Origin of the sequence: Synechococcus sp. Tobar12-5m-g, assembly GCF_024345415.1 — a bacterium.
Classification (GTDB): domain Bacteria; phylum Cyanobacteriota; class Cyanobacteriia; order PCC-6307; family Cyanobiaceae; genus Regnicoccus.
The window spans coordinates 1-15,923 of sequence record NZ_JAGQBB010000002.1 but is presented as its reverse complement, the minus strand read 5'-3'; the positions used below and the strand labels follow the sequence as shown (position 1 = coordinate 15,923).

17 protein-coding genes are annotated in these 15,923 nt (G+C 63.8%); 6 read left to right on the top strand and 11 right to left on the bottom strand.

The window, feature by feature from the left end:
* Positions 1-36: 36 nt before the first annotated feature.
* Positions 37-1,050 (top strand): bifunctional riboflavin kinase/FAD synthetase, encoded by a 1,014-nt coding sequence (locus KBY66_RS01830; protein WP_255087439.1) that lies wholly within the window; start codon positions 37-39, stop codon positions 1,048-1,050.
* On the opposite strand, the gene KBY66_RS01825 is transcribed toward KBY66_RS01830, so the two are convergent.
* A complete protein-coding gene (locus KBY66_RS01825; protein ID WP_255087438.1) occupies positions 1,035-1,172 on the bottom strand; it encodes a hypothetical protein in 138 nt (45 codons plus the stop codon). The two genes, KBY66_RS01830 and KBY66_RS01825, sit on opposite strands and share 16 nt — an antisense overlap.
* A 90-nt stretch (positions 1,173-1,262) precedes the next feature.
* On the opposite strand from KBY66_RS01825, the gene KBY66_RS01820 reads away from it, so the two are divergent.
* Genes KBY66_RS01820 through KBY66_RS01810 form a run of 3 tightly spaced genes read left to right on the top strand, consistent with a single transcriptional unit; the run spans position 1,263 to position 3,565 of the window.
* Positions 1,263-2,339 carry a thiamine phosphate synthase gene (locus KBY66_RS01820; RefSeq protein ID WP_255087437.1) on the top strand — a complete coding sequence of 359 codons (1,077 nt, stop codon included), beginning with the start codon at positions 1,263-1,265 and terminating at the stop codon, positions 2,337-2,339.
* Positions 2,336-2,557, top strand: a complete 222-nt coding sequence (gene thiS, locus KBY66_RS01815) for a sulfur carrier protein ThiS (RefSeq protein WP_255087436.1) — start codon at positions 2,336-2,338, stop codon at positions 2,555-2,557. The genes KBY66_RS01820 and thiS overlap by 4 nt, the downstream gene beginning before the upstream one ends.
* A gap of 60 nt (positions 2,558-2,617) precedes the next feature.
* Positions 2,618-3,565 carry a DUF1517 domain-containing protein gene (locus KBY66_RS01810; RefSeq protein WP_255087631.1) on the top strand — a complete coding sequence of 316 codons (948 nt, stop codon included), beginning with the start codon at positions 2,618-2,620 and terminating at the stop codon, positions 3,563-3,565.
* A 28-nt stretch (positions 3,566-3,593) separates the two neighbouring features.
* Here the strand turns inward: KBY66_RS01810 and larB are convergent, their stop codons facing one another.
* From larB to era, 6 genes are all read right to left on the bottom strand, one after another.
* Positions 3,594-4,334, bottom strand: a complete 741-nt coding sequence (gene larB / locus KBY66_RS01805) for a nickel pincer cofactor biosynthesis protein LarB (RefSeq protein ID WP_255087630.1) — start codon at positions 4,332-4,334, stop codon at positions 3,594-3,596.
* Positions 4,335-4,387: 53 nt separating this feature from the next.
* Positions 4,388-4,843, bottom strand: coding sequence for a TIGR03792 family protein (locus tag KBY66_RS01800; protein ID WP_255087434.1), 456 nt, complete (start codon positions 4,841-4,843; stop codon positions 4,388-4,390).
* Positions 4,840-5,325, bottom strand: coding sequence for a 2-C-methyl-D-erythritol 2,4-cyclodiphosphate synthase (gene ispF / locus KBY66_RS01795; RefSeq protein WP_255087433.1), 486 nt, complete (start codon positions 5,323-5,325; stop codon positions 4,840-4,842). Before ispF ends, KBY66_RS01800 begins: the two co-directional genes overlap by 4 nt.
* A 173-nt stretch (positions 5,326-5,498) precedes the next feature.
* Positions 5,499-6,194 carry a tRNA (guanosine(37)-N1)-methyltransferase TrmD gene (gene trmD, locus KBY66_RS01790; protein WP_255087629.1) on the bottom strand — a complete coding sequence of 232 codons (696 nt, stop codon included), beginning with the start codon at positions 6,192-6,194 and terminating at the stop codon, positions 5,499-5,501.
* A 5-nt stretch (positions 6,195-6,199) separates the two neighbouring features.
* On the bottom strand, positions 6,200-6,703 hold the full coding sequence (locus KBY66_RS01785; protein WP_255087432.1) for a phycobiliprotein lyase: 504 nt from the start codon (positions 6,701-6,703) through the stop codon (positions 6,200-6,202).
* A gap of 45 nt (positions 6,704-6,748) precedes the next feature.
* A complete protein-coding gene (gene era / locus KBY66_RS01780; RefSeq protein WP_255087431.1) occupies positions 6,749-7,726 on the bottom strand; it encodes a GTPase Era in 978 nt (325 codons plus the stop codon).
* A 43-nt stretch (positions 7,727-7,769) separates the two neighbouring features.
* On the opposite strand from era, the gene KBY66_RS01775 reads away from it, so the two are divergent.
* Entirely contained in the window at positions 7,770-8,315 is a 546-nt protein-coding gene (locus tag KBY66_RS01775; protein WP_255087430.1) for a hypothetical protein, read from the top strand.
* Positions 8,316-8,440: 125 nt separating this feature from the next.
* Here KBY66_RS01775 and KBY66_RS01770 read toward each other — a convergent pair whose 3' ends face one another.
* Together KBY66_RS01770 and KBY66_RS01765 are read right to left on the bottom strand one after the other, a co-directional pair.
* Positions 8,441-9,160 (bottom strand): hypothetical protein, encoded by a 720-nt coding sequence (locus KBY66_RS01770; RefSeq protein WP_255087429.1) that lies wholly within the window; start codon positions 9,158-9,160, stop codon positions 8,441-8,443.
* A gap of 267 nt (positions 9,161-9,427) precedes the next feature.
* Positions 9,428-10,588 carry an SLBB domain-containing protein gene (locus KBY66_RS01765; protein ID WP_255087428.1) on the bottom strand — a complete coding sequence of 387 codons (1,161 nt, stop codon included), beginning with the start codon at positions 10,586-10,588 and terminating at the stop codon, positions 9,428-9,430.
* 139 nt (positions 10,589-10,727) lie between these two features.
* On the opposite strand from KBY66_RS01765, the gene KBY66_RS01760 reads away from it, so the two are divergent.
* Complete coding sequence (locus KBY66_RS01760; RefSeq protein ID WP_255087427.1) at positions 10,728-13,079, top strand: GumC family protein; 2,352 nt, start codon at positions 10,728-10,730, stop codon at positions 13,077-13,079.
* 15 nt (positions 13,080-13,094) lie between these two features.
* Here KBY66_RS01760 and KBY66_RS01755 read toward each other — a convergent pair whose 3' ends face one another.
* Positions 13,095-13,580, bottom strand: a complete 486-nt coding sequence (locus KBY66_RS01755) for a hypothetical protein (protein ID WP_255087426.1) — start codon at positions 13,578-13,580, stop codon at positions 13,095-13,097.
* Positions 13,581-13,713: 133 nt separating this feature from the next.
* Positions 13,714-15,687, bottom strand: coding sequence for a polysaccharide biosynthesis protein (locus KBY66_RS01750; protein WP_255087425.1), 1,974 nt, complete (start codon positions 15,685-15,687; stop codon positions 13,714-13,716).
* Positions 15,688-15,923 lie beyond the last annotated feature (236 nt).

Here is a 15,923-nt window from a genome sequence, read left to right as displayed (position 1 = left end):
GATCGGAGCCCGGGTGATCGGTGCTGCCGTGGAAAGATGGACGCCATCAGGGCACTGGCCGCACTGTTGATTCCCCTGCGCTCCCCCCAGGACGCCCTGGGCCCCACGGCCGTGGCGCTCGGCAGTTTCGATGGCCTCCACCAGGGGCACCGGCGGGTGATCGCGGCGATCGCCGCCGATCCGGTGCCTGGCCTGGTGCCCACGGTGGTGAGCTTCTGGCCCCATCCCCGCGAACTGCTCTACGGCGAACCCCGACTGCGTCTCGATCTGCCGGTCGAGAAGCTGGCGCTGCTGGAGCCCTGCGGCATTCAGCAGCTGGTGCTGGTGCCCTTCACCCATGACCTGGCGGCTCTCAGCCCGGAGGCCTTCGTGGAGCAGGTGCTGGTGGGGCAGCTCGACGCCCGGGAGGTGGCGGTGGGGGACAACTTCCGCTTCGGGGTGGGGCGCCGCGGGGACACGGCCGCCCTGCAGCGGATCGGGGAGCGCCACGGTCTGCGGGTGCAGGTGCTGCCGATGCTCTGGGATGGAGCCGAGCGGGTCAGCAGCAGCCGCATCCGCCGCGCCCTGGCCGCCGGAGCCATCGCCGAGGCCACCCGGCTGCTGGAGCGCCCCTACCGCTTCAGCGGCCAGGTGGTGCGCGGCCGCGGCCTGGGGAGAAAGCTGGGCTGGCCCACGGCCAACCTGCGGGTGGACGGCCGCAAGTTCCTGCCTGCCGAAGGGGTGTACGCCGCCCTGGTTCGCGGGGGAGGCCCCGGCGGCGGCCCGCTCCAAGCAGCGCCGATGGCCGCCGTGATGAACCTCGGCCCCCAGCCCACGGTGGACCCCCTGGCCCCCTCGGCGGTGGAGGTGCATCTGCTCGATCGCGAGCTGGAGCTGGAGGGCTGGGAACTGGAGGTGGAGCCCGTGGCCCTGCTGCGCCAGCAGCGGTGTTTCGAGAACCTGGAGGCCCTCAGCGCCCAGATCGGAGCCGATGCCGCACTCTCTGGGCACCTGTTGGCGGCGATGGCCGGGGCGCTGGAATCAGGCTGCCGGGGTCAGGTGGCGGGGTAGGCGTGGGTGAGACCCCAGCTGATGAACAGGCCGATGCCGCCCAGCAACAGAATCCCCGACACCAGCACCAGCATGGGGTTGTCGCTGCTGATCACGTCGTTGCCGCCCGAATCCTTGGCCACCGGTTCCCAGCGCTTTGCCACCAAGCTAAAGAAGACCCAATGCCCCAGCCGGCCCGTGTGATCCAGCCGACACCACCTGACCCCGAACCGATGCCCACCCCCCTGCCGTCTGCACCGGTGCGCCGCCTGATCGATGCCAACCTCGATCGGGCCCGGGAAGGGTTGCGGGTGATCGAAGACTGGTGCCGTTTCGGCCTGGCCCGCCACGATCTGGTGGCCCGCACCAAGGACATGCGCCAGCGGCTCGGACAGCTCCACCACGACAGCTACAAGCTGGCGCGCCACAGCGCCAGCGATGGATCGGCCGGCCTCGGCCACCCCGCCCAGCTGGAGCGCCGCAGCCCCGCCCAGGTGGTGGCCGCCAACGCCGGCCGGGTGCAGGAGGCCCTGCGGGTGCTGGAGGAATTCGGCCGTGCCGACGATCCGGCCCTGGCCGCCGAGGCCGCTGCCCTGCGCTATGCCCTCTACGACCTGGAGGTGGACCTGCTGGCCGGCGGCGGTGACGGCGATCGCCGTCGCCGCCAACTGGCCCAGTGCCGCCTCTACCTGGTCACCAGCCCGTCACCGCGGCTGGAGGCCACCGTGGCGGCGGCCCTGGAGGCGGGGGTTCGGCTGGTGCAGTACCGCGCCAAGGAGGCCGAGGACGGCCAGCGCTTCGCCGAAGCCAGCGCCCTGCGCCAGCTCTGCGCCCGGCATGGTGCCCTGTTCCTGGTCAACGACCGGGTGGATCTGGCCCTGGCGGTGGACGCCGACGGGGTTCATCTGGGCCAGGGAGACCTGCCACCGGCGCTCGCCCGCCGCCTGCTGGGCCGGGAGCGCCTGATCGGCCGCAGCACCCATCGGCTCGAGCAGCTGCAGCAGGCGGTGGCCGATGGCTGCGATTACGTCGGGGTCGGGCCAGTCCACGCCACCCCCACCAAGCCCGGCCGCCAGCCGGTGGGCCTGGCCTATGTGGCGGCGGCGGCGGCCCAGAGCCCGATTCCCTGCTTCGCGATCGGCGGCATCGACAGCACCAACCTGGCGGCGGTGCTGGCCGCCGGGGCAACGGCGGTGGCGGTGGTGCGGGCGATCACGGCTGCCAAAGATCCAGCCGCCGCCACCCGCCAGCTGCTGGAGCTGCTCGATGGGGGAGCCGGGGCGCCGGATCCCGGAGAGGTCCCTCAATGACGGCGGCGGAGACGATCACCCTGCGGCTGAACGGGGAGGAGCGCCGCAGCCCGGCCGGCCTCAGCCTGGAGGAGCTTCTATGCCACTGCGGCTACGAGCCCCGCCTGGTGGTGGTGGAGTTCAACGGCTCGATCCTGGCCCGGCGGCACTGGCTGGGGCAGCCGGTCCAGGCGGGGGATGTGCTGGAGGTGGTCACCATTGTGGGGGGGGGTACCTAGATTCAGAGGATGCTTCGGGCGTTTTCCGTGCCCTCCCTTCGTTCCTTCCCCACCATCGCCATGATTCGCCGCTTCTCGGCCTGGCTGTTCCTGCCCCTGGTGGCCAGCGGCCTGCTTCTGCTCGGCTTCCCTCGCGCCAGCGAGGCCGCCAGTGGGGGCCGCATCGGTGGTGGCAGCTTCCGCTCGGCCCCTTCGATGCCCCGCGGCGGCGGCGGCGGCTTCCAGGGGGGTGGCGGCTATCGCGGCGGCTACGGGGGCGGTGGTTTCGGTGGTGGCGGGATCGGATTCCCCTTCCTGATCCCGATGTTCGGCTTCGGCGGCGGCGGCCTGTTTGGCTTCCTGATCTTGATGACGATCGCCGGGGTGCTGGTCAACGCCCTGCGCGGTGGCGGTGGCGGTGGTGGGGCCTTGCCCTCCGCCAGCGGTGGTGGCTACGCCCCCGTCGCCGAGGGCCCCGTGAACGTGGTGCAACTGCAGGTGGGCCTGCTGGCCACGGCCCGGGAGCTGCAGCAAGACCTGCGCCGGCTGGCGGCCACGGCCAACACCTCTGACAGCGGCGGCCTCCAGAAGGTGCTGCAGGAAACCAGCCTGGCCCTGATGCGCCAGCCCGACCTCTGGGTCTACGCCAACTGCGAGGTGGGTCAGGTGCCCTTCGTGAGCGCCGAATCCACCTTCAACCGCCTCTCGATGACCGAGCGCAGCAAGCTGCGCAGCGAGGTTACCTCCAACGTGGGGGGGCAGCGCTTCCAGGACACGGCCAGGCCGGTGGGGAATGCCGATGCCGCCAGCGATTTCATCGCGATCACTCTGCTGGTGGCCAGCCGGGGCCGGATGCCGATCAAGACCGTGAACACGGCTGAAGGCCTGCGGGAGGCCCTGCGGCTGATTGGGGCTGTGCCCGCCACCGACCTGCTGGCGCTGGAGGTGATCTGGCAGCCGGAAGGGGCCGGCGAGGTGCTCAGCACGGAGGAGCTGCTCACCGCCTACCCCCAGCTTCAGCACCTCTGAGTTCCCACTGCCGCGTTCAGCGCCGCGCTCAGGCCCTGGCCTTGAGGATCCGTAGCGCCGCCATGGCGGCGCCGTAGCCGTTGTCGATGTTCACCACGGAGAGCCCGGGGGAGCAGCTGGCCAGCATCCCGTGCAGGGCGGCTGTGCCACCGGCCCCCACGCCATAGCCCACCGAGACGGGCACGCCGATGATCGGCTGGGGCAGCAACCCGGCCAGCACGGTGGGCAGGGCCCCCTCCATGCCGGCGCAGGCGATCAGCACCCGGGCGCAGGCCAGGGCTTCGAGCTTGCCCAGGAGCCGGTGCAGTCCCGCCACGCCCACATCCACGATCAGATCGGCACGGGTGTCGTGGCAGCACAACGCCAGCCAGGCTTCCTGCGCCACCACCAGATCGCTGCTGCCGCCGCAGACGATCGCCACCGGAGCGATCCCTGGGTCCGCCTCTCCGGCTTGATGGGCTTCGGCTTGATCAGTCCAGGGCAGTGGGCCGAGGGTGAGGCAGCGGGCCTCGGGGTGATGCCGGAGTGCCAGCGGCGGGTGGCGGCGGTGGTGGCGAAGGCGGGCGAGCACGGCGGCGGCCTTCTCCGCCGACACCCGGGTCACCAAATGGACCCCGCCCCCCTTGCCCGGCGAGCCCTCGGAAGCCAAGGCGGCCAGGCGCTCCAAAATGGCGGCGATCTGGGCGGCGCTCTTGTCCTCACCCCAGATCGCCTCCGCCAGGCCGAGCCGCTGCCGCCGGCCCAGGTCCAGTTCGGCCAAGCCTTCCATCAGGGCTGGATCCAGGGGGCGCCCGGCCGCCTGGTCGCCGGGGGACTGGCTGCTCAACGCTCCGGTAGCAACGCGCCGCTGGAGAGCAGCGGAAAGGGATTGGCGGCTCCCTCTTCCAGGGCCAGGCAGCGGCGCGCCTCTGCCTCGAAGTGGGCCTGCAGTGCCTCAAGCTGGGCGGTTGGGATGGCGTCCCAGTCGGCCTGGCGAGACCAGCCGATCAGCAGCACCCCCTCCTGGCGCTTGGCATCCCAGAGCAGCTCCCGGCCGCGGTAGCCGGCTTGCTGGCGCAGCCAGGGATCCCAGCTGAGCGCCTCGGCCTGGCTCCAGCAGCTCCGCTGGGCGTCGGGCACCTTGAGCCGCAGCACCTCCACCACACCGCTCTCGCCGAGCCTCAGGCCGCTGGATCCTGGCGGTAAGGCGCTGGTCGCGGCCGGCCTGAGCAGCGGCAGGCCGAGCCACAGCCCGATCAACAGCAAGGCCTCCAGGCCGATCAGCACGGCCCGGCTCATGGTTTCTGCAGCAGGGCGACGGCGTGGCAGGCGATCCCCTCCTCGCGGCCGGTGGGCCCCAGCCCCTCGTTGGTGGTGGCCTTCACCCCCACCTGGTCGGGCTCCACCCCCAGCCGCGCCGCGATCGCAGCCCGCATCGCGGTGATGTGGGGCTTGAGCCTGGGACGCTCCGCCACCACCACCGCATCCACGTTCACCACCTGCCAGCCGCATCGCCGCACCAGGCCGATCACCTGCTCGAGCAGCGCCAGGCTGTCGGCCCCTTTCCAGCGGGGATCCTCGGGCGGAAAATGCAGGCCGATGTCCCCCAGGCTGAGGGCGCCCAGCAGGGCATCGATCAGCGCATGCACCAGCACATCGGCATCACTGTGGCCATCAAGCCCAAGGCCATCGGGATGTTCCAGCGTCTCGCCCCCGAGGATCAGCGGCCGACCCGGCACCAGCCGGTGAATGTCATAGCCGTTGCCAATCCGTAACTGCATGCCCCCCCTCCCAGGCTGTGTCCCCCCAGTCTCCCAGCCCACCCCCGCTCCCTCCCCCTCCTCCATCCCCCTCTCCCTCCTCCTCCCCCCGTCGCTCCCTGAGCCGGGTGGCGCGTCGAGCGGAGCGGTGGTGAGCGCGCAGCGCGACACCGCGACCCGACGCACCACCCGGCTCAGGGAGCCTGGCTGGAGAGCCAGCGCCCATAGAGGTCAGGCCGCCGCTCCCGGGTGCGCTGCACCTGCTGATCGGCGCGCCAGCGGGCGATGGCGCCGTGGTCGCCGCTGCGCAGCACCGCTGGCACCTCCAGGCCGCGGAAGCTGGCCGGGCGGGTGTAGTGGGGGTGCTCCAGCAGCAGGGCGGTGTGGCTTTCCTCTTCCAGGCAGGCGGCGGTGCCGAGGGTGCCGCTGAGCAGCCGCACGACGCCGTTGATCACGGTCATCGCCGGCAGCTCGCCGCCGGTGAGCACGAAATCCCCGATCGACACCTCCTCATCGGCCAGGGAGCGGATCCGCTCGTCGAAGCCCTCGTAGTGGCCGCAGAGCAGCACCAGCTGATCGCACTCCTCGGCCCAGCGGCGCAGATCGGCCTGGCGCAGCGGCTGTCCCTGGGGGGACATCAGCAGCACCCGTCGCCGTTGGAGCACCGGAATCGCTTCGAAGGCGGCGAACACCGGCTCGGGCTTGAGCACCATGCCGGCGCCGCCGCCGTAGGGCTCGTCGTCCACCTTGCGGTAGCGGTCGGTGGCGAAATCGCGCGGGTTGTGGGTGTGGAGCTCGGCGAGGCCCGCCGCAAAGGCCCGGCCGATCACGCCGAGGTTCGCCAGGGGGGCGAACGCCTCGGGGGCGAGGCTCACCACATCGAGCCGCAGGCCGCTCACGGGCGGCTGACCCGGCGGATTTCCGAGCAGAAGCTGGCCTGGGCGGCGCTGCCGCCGGCGCCGTGCTCCACGCTGCTGCGCAGCCGCAGGTTGGGCTTGGTGAACCAGATGCGCTCCCGCCGCTCCAGTTCGGCAGCCTGGGTCACCAGCTCCAGGCTGCCGTCGGGCCAGAGCTGCCAGCGGCCAAGGGGGGCGGAGGCTTCCCCATCCAGCACGGTGCCGTCGGCCTGGAAGCCCAGCCGGCTGGTGTGCCCCAGCGGCGAGGTGACCATTAGTTCGCCCAGGCTGCCCGGGGTGATGGCTTCAAGAAAAACCACCGTCACATCGCCGCGGTCGCTGCTGTGCCAGGCGTCATCGTCTTCGCCTGGGGCACTGCTGGTGCTGAACCGGCTGCGCAGCCCCATCCACTGGCCGGCGCAGAGGGCCAGGAAGGCCGGCAGGGATTCGGGCGGAAAGGCTTGGGTGGGGGCAGGCGTTGGAGCGGGGATCGGGCCGGTCACGGCGGGGCTGGTGAGGGCGGAGGACCCATCCTGCAGGAACCCGGCTCAGGAGCCGCTGTAGCCCAGCTCCGCCAGCCGCGCCGCGCTGCGTCGCCAGTTCGGCACCACCTTGACGAACAGCTCCAGATAGACCGGCCCCGCGAACACCTTCTCCATCTGGTGGCGGGCGCCCGTGCCGATCTCCTTGAGCATGCGGCCCCCCTTGCCGATCAGGATGCCCTTCTGGCTGGAGCGCTCCACCAGCACCGTGGCGAGCACGGCGGTGCGCTTGTCGTCTTCGACGATGCGCTCGATCTGCACCGCCACCGAATGGGGGATTTCCTCACGGGTGTGGGTGAGCACCTGCTCGCGGATCAGCTCCGAGAGCAGCAGCTGCTCCGGCTGGTCACTCACCGTGTCGGTGGGGTAGAGGTGGGGGCCCAGGGGCAGTTGGGCGGCCAAGGCCGCCACCAGATCGGCGCAGCCCTCGCCGGTGCTGGCGCTGCAGCCTTGCAGCGGGGCGCTGAGTTCGGCCTGCTCCAGCAGCTGGCGGTAGCTGGCCTCAAGTCCTTCCGCCGCGGCGGGATCGACCAGGTCCTGCTTGTTGAGTGCCACCAGCACCGGGGCGCGGCAGTGGCGCAGCAGATCAACGATGAAACCATCGCCCCGACCGGCCGGCTCGCTGCCATCCACCAGCAGCAGCACCACATCCACCTCGCCGATGGCGCCGCGGGCGCTCTGCACGAGCCGCTCGCCGAGCAGGTGGTGGGGTTTGTGGATGCCGGGCGTGTCGAGCAGCACCAGCTGGGCCGTTGGGGTGGTGAGGATGGCGCGCAGGCGGTTGCGGGTGGTCTGAGGCACCGGGGAGGTGATCGCCACCTTTTCGCCCACCAGCCGGTTGAGCAGGGTGGATTTCCCCACGTTGGGCCGGCCGATCAGGGCCACGAAACCGGAGCGGAAGTCTGCCGCCACTTCGCTCGGCAGGGTCGGAGCCGGCAGCCTCGAGCTTGGCAGGTTGTGCTCTGGCAGCTTGGGAATGTCCATAACCTCAACAGTGCCAGTCCACTGACCAGGGAGGTCCAATCCGATGCCCGATTCCGCTGCTGCTCCAGTGCCGGCGTCAGCGCCAAGCTTTCCCCAGGCGATGGAGATCACGGCCCAGTGGATTGGCCTATGGGAGGGCGGTGAACTGAGCGATGAGGTGCTGGCCGAGCGGGTGGGCGAGCTGGTGGCGAGCCGTGATGGGGCCAGGGGCTTCTTCGTGGTGGCCCTGGCGGGGGATTCAGCCTTGCTGGATCGCCTGCCGGAGCCCCTGGCGCAAAGCCTGTTGCTGGCCGGTGAGGGGGTGGTGGACTTGACGGTGCGCAACCTGGCGATGAGCACGGCGATGGCCGTGCAGCACGGCCGCCAGGGCGACGAGCAGCAGCAGGGGCGCTCGGAGCGCGTGCAGCGCCGTTGCGCCGAGTTGCTGCAGTGGCTCGATCCCACCCTGGTGGGGAAACGGCTGGAGGTGTTGCTGGAAGCCACCGCCGGCAGTGGCGAGGATGTTTCCTTCCTGAAGCGCTGGGGCTACGACCAGGAGCAGACCGAGGCGATCGCCGCGGCGATCAGGGCGCTGGGCCGTGGTGACTGAGGCCCAAGGCTGTGGGAAGCAATCAAAAGATCCATCACCGGACTTGATGGCAAGGAAAAGCGTTCTTGTCTTTCGGAGCTGGTCTCGGGAAGTGTCTCGCTGAAGTCGGGATGGGCGGGGAACCCTTAACCCCCGCCCGCTGGGGCAAGGTCGCCAGCGGGTGGGATCCCCACGGGCTCAGGGGCTGCTGGCAGGGCGGCGGTGGAGCTGCGCTCGATCGGCGCCGGCAGGGGCTCGAGGCTGACCACGGCAGCCACCACCTTGCCGGGCTCCGGCAGTCGCTGCCGCCGCGACCAGTCTTCGATGTCTTGTAGGGCCGCCGATGCGGCAGGACGCCTCAGCACCTGTACGGTCCCATCGGCGTGGATCGCCACCGGCACCTGCTCGCTGCTGCGGATCCGCAACGAGGGGACATGAACCATCTGGGATTGCTGCACCACTGGCCGCGTGGCAGGCGCTGGGCCAGCTGCTCCCAATTGACGCATCGCTTGCCGCATCGGCTCACGCCATTCGGGGCTGAGCGGCGCCAGGGGATCTCCACTGGCCTGCCAGCGAGCCCGCTCTGATCGGGCCAGCGCCGGCATCGGTGCTTCCTGGAGGGAGGCAAGGCTGAGTGGCCCGCCCAAAAGCTCTGCCGGTGTAAAGCCCCCGGGAAGCAACGGCCTGAGGATGCCCAGGGTGTCGCCGTCAAGGGAATTCGCCACAGGCGTGCCGGGGTTGGTCATCTCCTGTGACCGTTGGGTTGATGAGCCGGCAACGCTGTCGGTCTTGAGCATCACCGCCCCGGTGGCCAGGGTTGGACCGCTTTCCGTTTGCAGGGCGGACCGATGGGGCTTCAGGCCCAACAGATCATCAGTGTGCAACAGGACTTCCATGGGATCCCTGGCCCGCTCACCCCAAGACAGTTTGGTGGGTTGAACTGGCTGGACTGGTTCGGCCAGCCGCCGGGCTTGGTTGTGCTGGTCGATCGCATCGACCAGCAGCGCTGGTAACCAGAGCAGCTGGATGAGTGAAGCAAAGCCCACAGCCCGAAGGGTCGAGGGAAAGGAAGTGTTCATTCGGGGACGCCTGGGTAAGGGACAGGAAGAACAGTCCGGGAAACAGCCGGGAGATCAACAGCGGTTGGTGCCGTTGTTGTTGCCGAGAGAGCAGTAGATGGCATAGATGTTGAGTGCTTGTCCTAGTGGTGCGATCACCTGATTCACCACGTCCACGGTTTTGCCGTAGAGGCTTCTTGGCACAATCACCGAATCCCCATCTCGCAGGGGCGGGTTGAAGGCATTGGAGACCCCCTGGTTGTAGTTCATTGAAAAGGTTTGGCGAGAAACGGTGCCGTTGCGGTTGATTCTCACCAACTCCACATTGTTTTTCCTCGCACGCCAGTCCGTCGGGCCGCCTGCCTTGAGAATGGCCTGCACCAAAGGGGTGTTGGCCTTCACTTGAAGGGGACCGGGGCTGCGGACCTCACCAATGATGTTGACGTTGATGGTCTGGGGAGAGAGGTTGATGGCCCCGAGCGCGATCACCTCCTCAGGCAATGGATCCTGAGCGCGGGCAACGGTGATCGTGTCACCGTCAAACACAAACGGATTCTGGCTGAGGTTCCCGTTCTGCAGAAGCCTGGCCAGATCAAGGGTGACCTGCTTGACTTCATTGGATAATCCTGGAAGCTTGCGACGCAGGGTGACCGAGCGGATGTTCGAGTTCAAAGTGATCCCACCTGCCTTCTGGATCGCAGACACCACGGTGGGAAGTCCTGGATTTCCGGCGCCGGCCACACCTGCAACGGCCGAGGCCTCACCCCCTGCAGAAAGACTGTATAAACCGGGGGTTTGAACTTCCCCGAGAACGGTGACCTGCATGGCCCGGGGCTGACTGAGGGACAGAGTCAGCTCGGGGCGGATCAGGAAACGCCCGTAGAGCTGGGTGAGCCACTGGGTGGCCTGGCTGATCGTCAAGCCAGTGAGCTGAGCGGAGCCGAGCAGGGCCAGGGAAGCGGTGCCGTCATTGAGGATCTCGAGGCTGCCTCCGTAAGCTTGGGCGCTCGGGTCGAGCATCTGCAATTGCAGTCTGTCGCCCGGGCCAAGAATATAGACATCTTGTTGAAGAGGAGCTGGCTGAACGACGTCAGCCGAGGTTCTGACCCCCTTGGTGAATGGAGAAGAGGGAGCAGCGCCTACCACAGGCATCATGGAGAGTGGAGATACCGCGATGATGAGAAGAAGCTTCAGACGCCTGAATCCTCGAGCCATAGCAACTTGGTACCAAAACATCAGCCAATGGCTGTTCAACCCATTGTAGGAGTAACCTTACACCAGTTTTGAGAGCGTCCTGGTGCTGACGGAGGCTGGATCCCCTACCCCTCATTCCCCTTTTGGCTCAGGCCCTGCCTCGCCCACGCCACTGTCCCCCTTGGCGGCAAGGCAACCCGAGGAGAGGCCCAATGGTTCGCTCGTCAAGCTGTTTCGAATCCTGAAAAGGCGGCAGGCACTCTTCCTACTCGTCTTTTCTATAACAACGGCTTTGTTGGCAGGCAATGCCCTGAGGAAGAGGATTGTTTCGCCTATGTATGTTGGTGAATTCCAGCTTCTGGTTACTGATCCCCTGGCGAATGTTGGTGCTTCCAGCCCAAGTGCGGGCGTGGTCGAATCTCTTGCGAAGACAACATCGGTGGGGAACACGGACATTCCAACCCTCATTCAGCTGCTCAATAGCCCCGTCGTACTCAAGCCGATTGCGGAGTCCCAGGATGTTCCATTGGGCACCCTGATCAACAATCTGGAGATCTCGAGCACCCTCAAAGATACGGAAGGTGTTTTGAGGGTACGTCTACGCTGGTCAGATCCCGTTCAGGGACGCAATATCCTCACGGCCCTCGCCGATAGCTACCCGAAGTATGCGCTTGTTCAGCGTCAGCAGAAGCTCGGACAGGGGCTGGAGTTTCTTGGGCAGCAGGCACCAGCGCTTCAGAAGAGGGTGGACGCACTCCAGCGAACCCTCAAGCAGTTTCGTGAGTCCAACAATTTCCTTGAGCCCCTTGCCCAGGGGGGGAGCATCATTTCCACCCGGGATAGCCTTTTGAACCAACTTCGATCCCTCCAGGTGGGACAAGCGGAACTGGAAACGCAGCTTGCTTCGGTCCGTTCCGGAAAGCTGGTCACCCTTCCCAGTGGATCCCCATCGGGGAATCAAGGCCCCAGTCAGGGAAGCCCCACCGGGGCCAGCCCCCAGCTCGGCTTGTCGACCAGTCCCCGCGCTGGTTCTTTGGCACCTCCGAGCAACACGGTGACCACCCCCCAGCAGCAACTCGCCCAACTGGATCAGCAGATCGCCACCGCCCGGGCCACCTTTAAATCAGATTCCCCGCAGCTCCAATCACTCCTTGCACAGCGCAACAGGATCAAGCCATTGGTGCAGAGCCAATCGATCGATCAGCTGAGCAGTGAGCTCTTCGCCAACAAGGCCCAGCAGAACGAATTGAATCGACAGATTTTACTCTTAAATATGAACTTTCAGCAGAACCCCGAAGAAATTCGAAAATACAACGAACTTCAACAGAAGATTGATGTTGCTCAAGCAAACTACGTTTCTTACATTCAGGCAAGGGAGAACTTTAGGCTTGAGGTTGCCAAGCAAACGGTGCCGTGGCAGGTCATCTCTCCCCCTCAATTTGAGGATGTGCCTATTGAGCCCAACCTCCCTCGGGAGTTTTTCCGAGCCATTCTAATCGGGCTTGTTTTGGCCATTGCAGCAGTTCAGTTGCGTGAAAGAACAGATGATGCTTTTCACACCCCCGGTGACGCAGAGAAGGAATTAGGCCTGCCTGTCTTGGGCTTAATACCCTACATCCCGAAGATTTCAAGTGATTCACTCATGAATCGCTTGAAGGATCTTCCTGGTGCTGAGCGTTTCGCCATCAAAGAATCTCAGAGAAGCCTGTTCACGACATTTAGACATCTAGGAGCTGATCGCAAAATCCGATTGGTGGTCATCACATCCACCGTTCAAGGCGAAGGAAAATCAACAGCTACTTCGTTCTTCTCTGATACACTTGTGGAATTGGGTCTTCGTGTTCTGATCGTTGATGCGGACCTGAGAATTCCTTCGCAGCACAAGCACTTGGGTGTGGACAATATCAAAGGGTTTTCAGATTACCTTTGCGAAACTGATCATGAGATTGATTCCTACATCCATCAGATTAATGATCATCTCTTTTTGCTCCCTGCAGGTTCACGAGCTCCCGATCCAGCACGACTGTTCAATTCAAAACGATGTGCGGAAGTAATCCAGCAGATTCGTGAGCTGCCTGGCTACGATCTTGTTATCTTTGATACCCCACCTTCGCTTCTGCTTTCCGACTCAGTTCTTTTGGGAGAGAAAGTTGACGGTATTCTCTATCTGGTTGGGCTTGGAAGAGTTGGCAGAGAAATTGTGCCCCAAGCTATCAAGCGACTCAAGGGAACGGGTGTTGACATCTTGGGATTAATATGCAACCAGGCAACACAACCCACTCACCTTAATGATTATGGCTATGAATACGGCTATAAATACAATCAATCATACTCTGTATACCATGATGCCTATTCTAGAAGAAGCGAATTCAGCCAAGGGAAAGACGATCAGGGGTACCCGTCGAAAACTCCTGAAGGTGCTCCGATTGCTGGGAAAGGATCTTCTGTTGGGAATGGATCCTCAGGAAGTCCGGCTGGGTCTTCGGGTGTTGCTTCGATGCTCGTCAGGATAAATCAATGGTTCCGAAAATAACTCCGGCGCTACATCCTATTGCTTGATGATCTCTTTAAGCAATTCAAGATGTTGATAGACCGGGTTGGCTTGAGGATGGGCCTTTCTAACGGACTCCATGGCATTGACAACTGAAACTCCATTGATCAAGCTCACATGGGCAATCGCTAGCAGAGGTGATCGTTCTTGACCGGCCCAGCAGTGTAGATAAAGGGGTGGAGATTGATTCATCAGCCCACGAGAAACATTGATGGCTTCAAGTAAGGTCGACTTGAGGAGCAATTCTTGATGGCGGTGGTCCGGCAAGGATACGCGGCCATGCACAACATCATAGTCAGGACTGGGAAGGAACTGCTCTTCCTCAAGATAGCAACAGCTGAAACAGGAAAGAAAACCTGCCTTTTTCAGGGCTTCCCAGTGGTCTGCCGTGAGGGGTGCTGGGCCTATTCCCAGGCGGTTGGGCAGGATCCAACTGAACCAAAGGGGCTTCATCTGCTTGCGGAATCCTGAAAAGACGGACAATCTAGTCTTCCCCTGGAGAGTTTTGAGTGGTTACTTTTTGTCAGCACATCTGCTTGGCTTTTTCAGGGGGGGGGGGTGGGGGGCTGCATGAGACGTTCTGATGGTTTTTGGAGAATGGTGAGGAAGTTTTGGATTAAGGAGTCAAGGAGGTGCTGCGAGCCTGTTGTGGGTCGTTAGGACTACTTGTAGGTGGTTGATACTCTGGAACAAGTTCATGGATCAAGCTGAGGGCCCCTTTCACATTCCAGTTGGTCAGTTCTTGATCCAGTTTCTCGAGAAGTGGCTTCAACTTTCTTGTGGGATGCTCCCGTTTGCCGGCTCGGCGGATCAGGGGATGGCAGGTTGCTTCGTCTGTGGGGTTGATCAGGAGTTCTTCAAACAGCTTTTCTCCAGGCCTTAATCCGGTAAACCTGATTTCGATATCACCATTGGGGTGTTCTCGGTCGATCACACGAAGCCCAGAGAGTTCGACCATTTGACGAGCCAGATCGGCAATCCGCACCGGATCACCCATGTCAAGAAGGAACAGATCGCCACCTTTGGCCATAGCCGTGGACTGAAGCACCAGCTGCACAGCTTCAGGGATGGTCATAAAGTAGCGAGTGATAGCCGGATGGGTCACCGTGATCGGTCCACCTTCTTTGATCTGTTGATGAAAGAGGGGGATCACGGATCCAGATGAGGCCAGCACATTGCCGAATCTGACCATTGAGAAGATCGGCCCACCGCCCCTGCATGCCTCCACCGTTTGCGCGGCTTCCTGAATCATCAATTCGCAGATCCGCTTGCTTGCCCCCATGAGATTGGTCGGACGTACCGCCTTGTCCGTGGAGATCAGAACCACCCTTTTCACCTTTGCACTCAAGGCAGCGTTGATGACAGCAGAGGTGGACCTCATATTGTTAGCAATGCCCACACACAGATTCGCCTCGACAATCGGGACATGCTTGTATGCCGCCGCATGGTAAATCGTGTCAACATGATGTTTTTTGCACAAGAATTCCAGATGATTCCTGTCGGAGGCATCCCCCAGCACTGCGACGCAATGGGGGCTCGGGCCCAGCTGGCCGATGAGTTCCTTGTCCAGGTTGTAGAGGGCAATTTCGGTTCGCTCCACCATCACCAAGGTTCTGGCGCCGAGCCGGTGGATCTGGAGGCACAGCTCGGTTCCAATCGACCCGCCTGCTCCCGTGACCAGCACCGATTGCCCTGTCACCCCAACTCCAAGCAGCTGGGGATCTGGCTTTGAGGGGTCCCGGCCTAGCAGATCTTCGATCGAGACAGGCCTGAGTTCTTCGACAACCTTTTCGGCTGTCGCCAATTGGCTCAGGGAGGGTATCGCCAGCACCTTGAGGCCATGGGCCGTGAGTTTATCAACCAGTTGGCGTTTGTGATGCCGGCTCAGCGAGGGAACAGCCAGGAGAACTTGCTCGATCTGGAACTTCTCAATCAAGCTGTTCAGCTTCAAGGGCGACCGGATCGTGAGACCCAGAAGCCGGCGGCCATGGAGACTGGAATCATCGTCGAGGAAGCAGATCACCTTAAAGCGTGGATCATTCTCCAGAGCCTTGTAGAGGCTGGCCCCGGTTGGACCAGCCCCATAGATCAGGGTGGGTACGGAGATTGGAGTGTTTCGTTTCTGATTGTTCGCTTGCTGGATCGTTTTGGATTTCTCTAACTGAAAGCGCAGAACATCGCGCAGCATGATTCTGCTGCTGATCGCTCCAGCCGTGAACAACAGGAAGTAAAGGATCCAGAACGAGGTGGGTGGTCGCAGTGCATCAGCCAGGCTGCTGATCAAGAACAAGCATGCCGTCAGGAGGAGAGACCTGGGCACCAGGCCATAGAGGGAGTGACTGCCTGAATATCGGGTCAGGCCTTGGTACCAGCCGCTGCTGAAAAGAATGGCCAACCCGCTGAGAATCGCCCAGGGAAGCAACCAGAGATGGCTGGATAAATAGTTGCTGAACAGGCCAATATTCTGGTTGAAGCGTAGGTAGAATGCCCCGAGGAAACTGAGGCTGATCAACCCTCCATCAAGGAGAACCAGCAGCGCTCGCCGCAGCCAGGTGGGAGAACTGAAAGCTTGTTGAAAGAAGTTCTTCAACTCACGAATCCGGGCGGTTGATCATGCAGAACCAAAGGATGGAGGAATCGGACGGTTTGATGCTTTTTCATTGCGTGAGGGGCCCGGCTAGGGGAGCCTGAATGGAGCCGCTAGGAGTTTGTTGCTGATAGAGCAGCGCCCTGCCGGGTATGGCGAATCGCCCCCCTAAGCCGAGTTACTGCAAGGAAGCGGACGCACTGGGGTTCCGCAGACCATTCCCATCGTCGGGCCCTGGC

What these genes read in the sequence shown, in the direction of transcription:
- KBY66_RS01820 (WP_255087437.1), top strand. Translation starts at nt 1,263, where the DNA reads ATGCCCACCCCCCTGCCGTCTGCACCGGTGCGCCGCCTGATCGATGCC.
- KBY66_RS01765 (WP_255087428.1), bottom strand. Translation starts at nt 10,588, where the DNA reads ATGTTTTGGTACCAAGTTGCTATGGCTCGAGGATTCAGGCGTCTGAAG.
- era (WP_255087431.1), bottom strand. Translation starts at nt 7,726, where the DNA reads ATGGACATTCCCAAGCTGCCAGAGCACAACCTGCCAAGCTCGAGGCTG.
- KBY66_RS01830 (WP_255087439.1), top strand. Translation starts at nt 37, where the DNA reads ATGGACGCCATCAGGGCACTGGCCGCACTGTTGATTCCCCTGCGCTCC.
- KBY66_RS01800 (WP_255087434.1), bottom strand. Translation starts at nt 4,843, where the DNA reads ATGAGCCGGGCCGTGCTGATCGGCCTGGAGGCCTTGCTGTTGATCGGG.
- ispF (WP_255087433.1), bottom strand. Translation starts at nt 5,325, where the DNA reads ATGCAGTTACGGATTGGCAACGGCTATGACATTCACCGGCTGGTGCCG.
- KBY66_RS01810 (WP_255087631.1), top strand. Translation starts at nt 2,618, where the DNA reads ATGATTCGCCGCTTCTCGGCCTGGCTGTTCCTGCCCCTGGTGGCCAGC.
- KBY66_RS01775 (WP_255087430.1), top strand. Translation starts at nt 7,770, where the DNA reads ATGCCCGATTCCGCTGCTGCTCCAGTGCCGGCGTCAGCGCCAAGCTTT.
- larB (WP_255087630.1), bottom strand. Translation starts at nt 4,334, where the DNA reads ATGGAAGGCTTGGCCGAACTGGACCTGGGCCGGCGGCAGCGGCTCGGC.
- thiS (WP_255087436.1), top strand. Translation starts at nt 2,336, where the DNA reads ATGACGGCGGCGGAGACGATCACCCTGCGGCTGAACGGGGAGGAGCGC.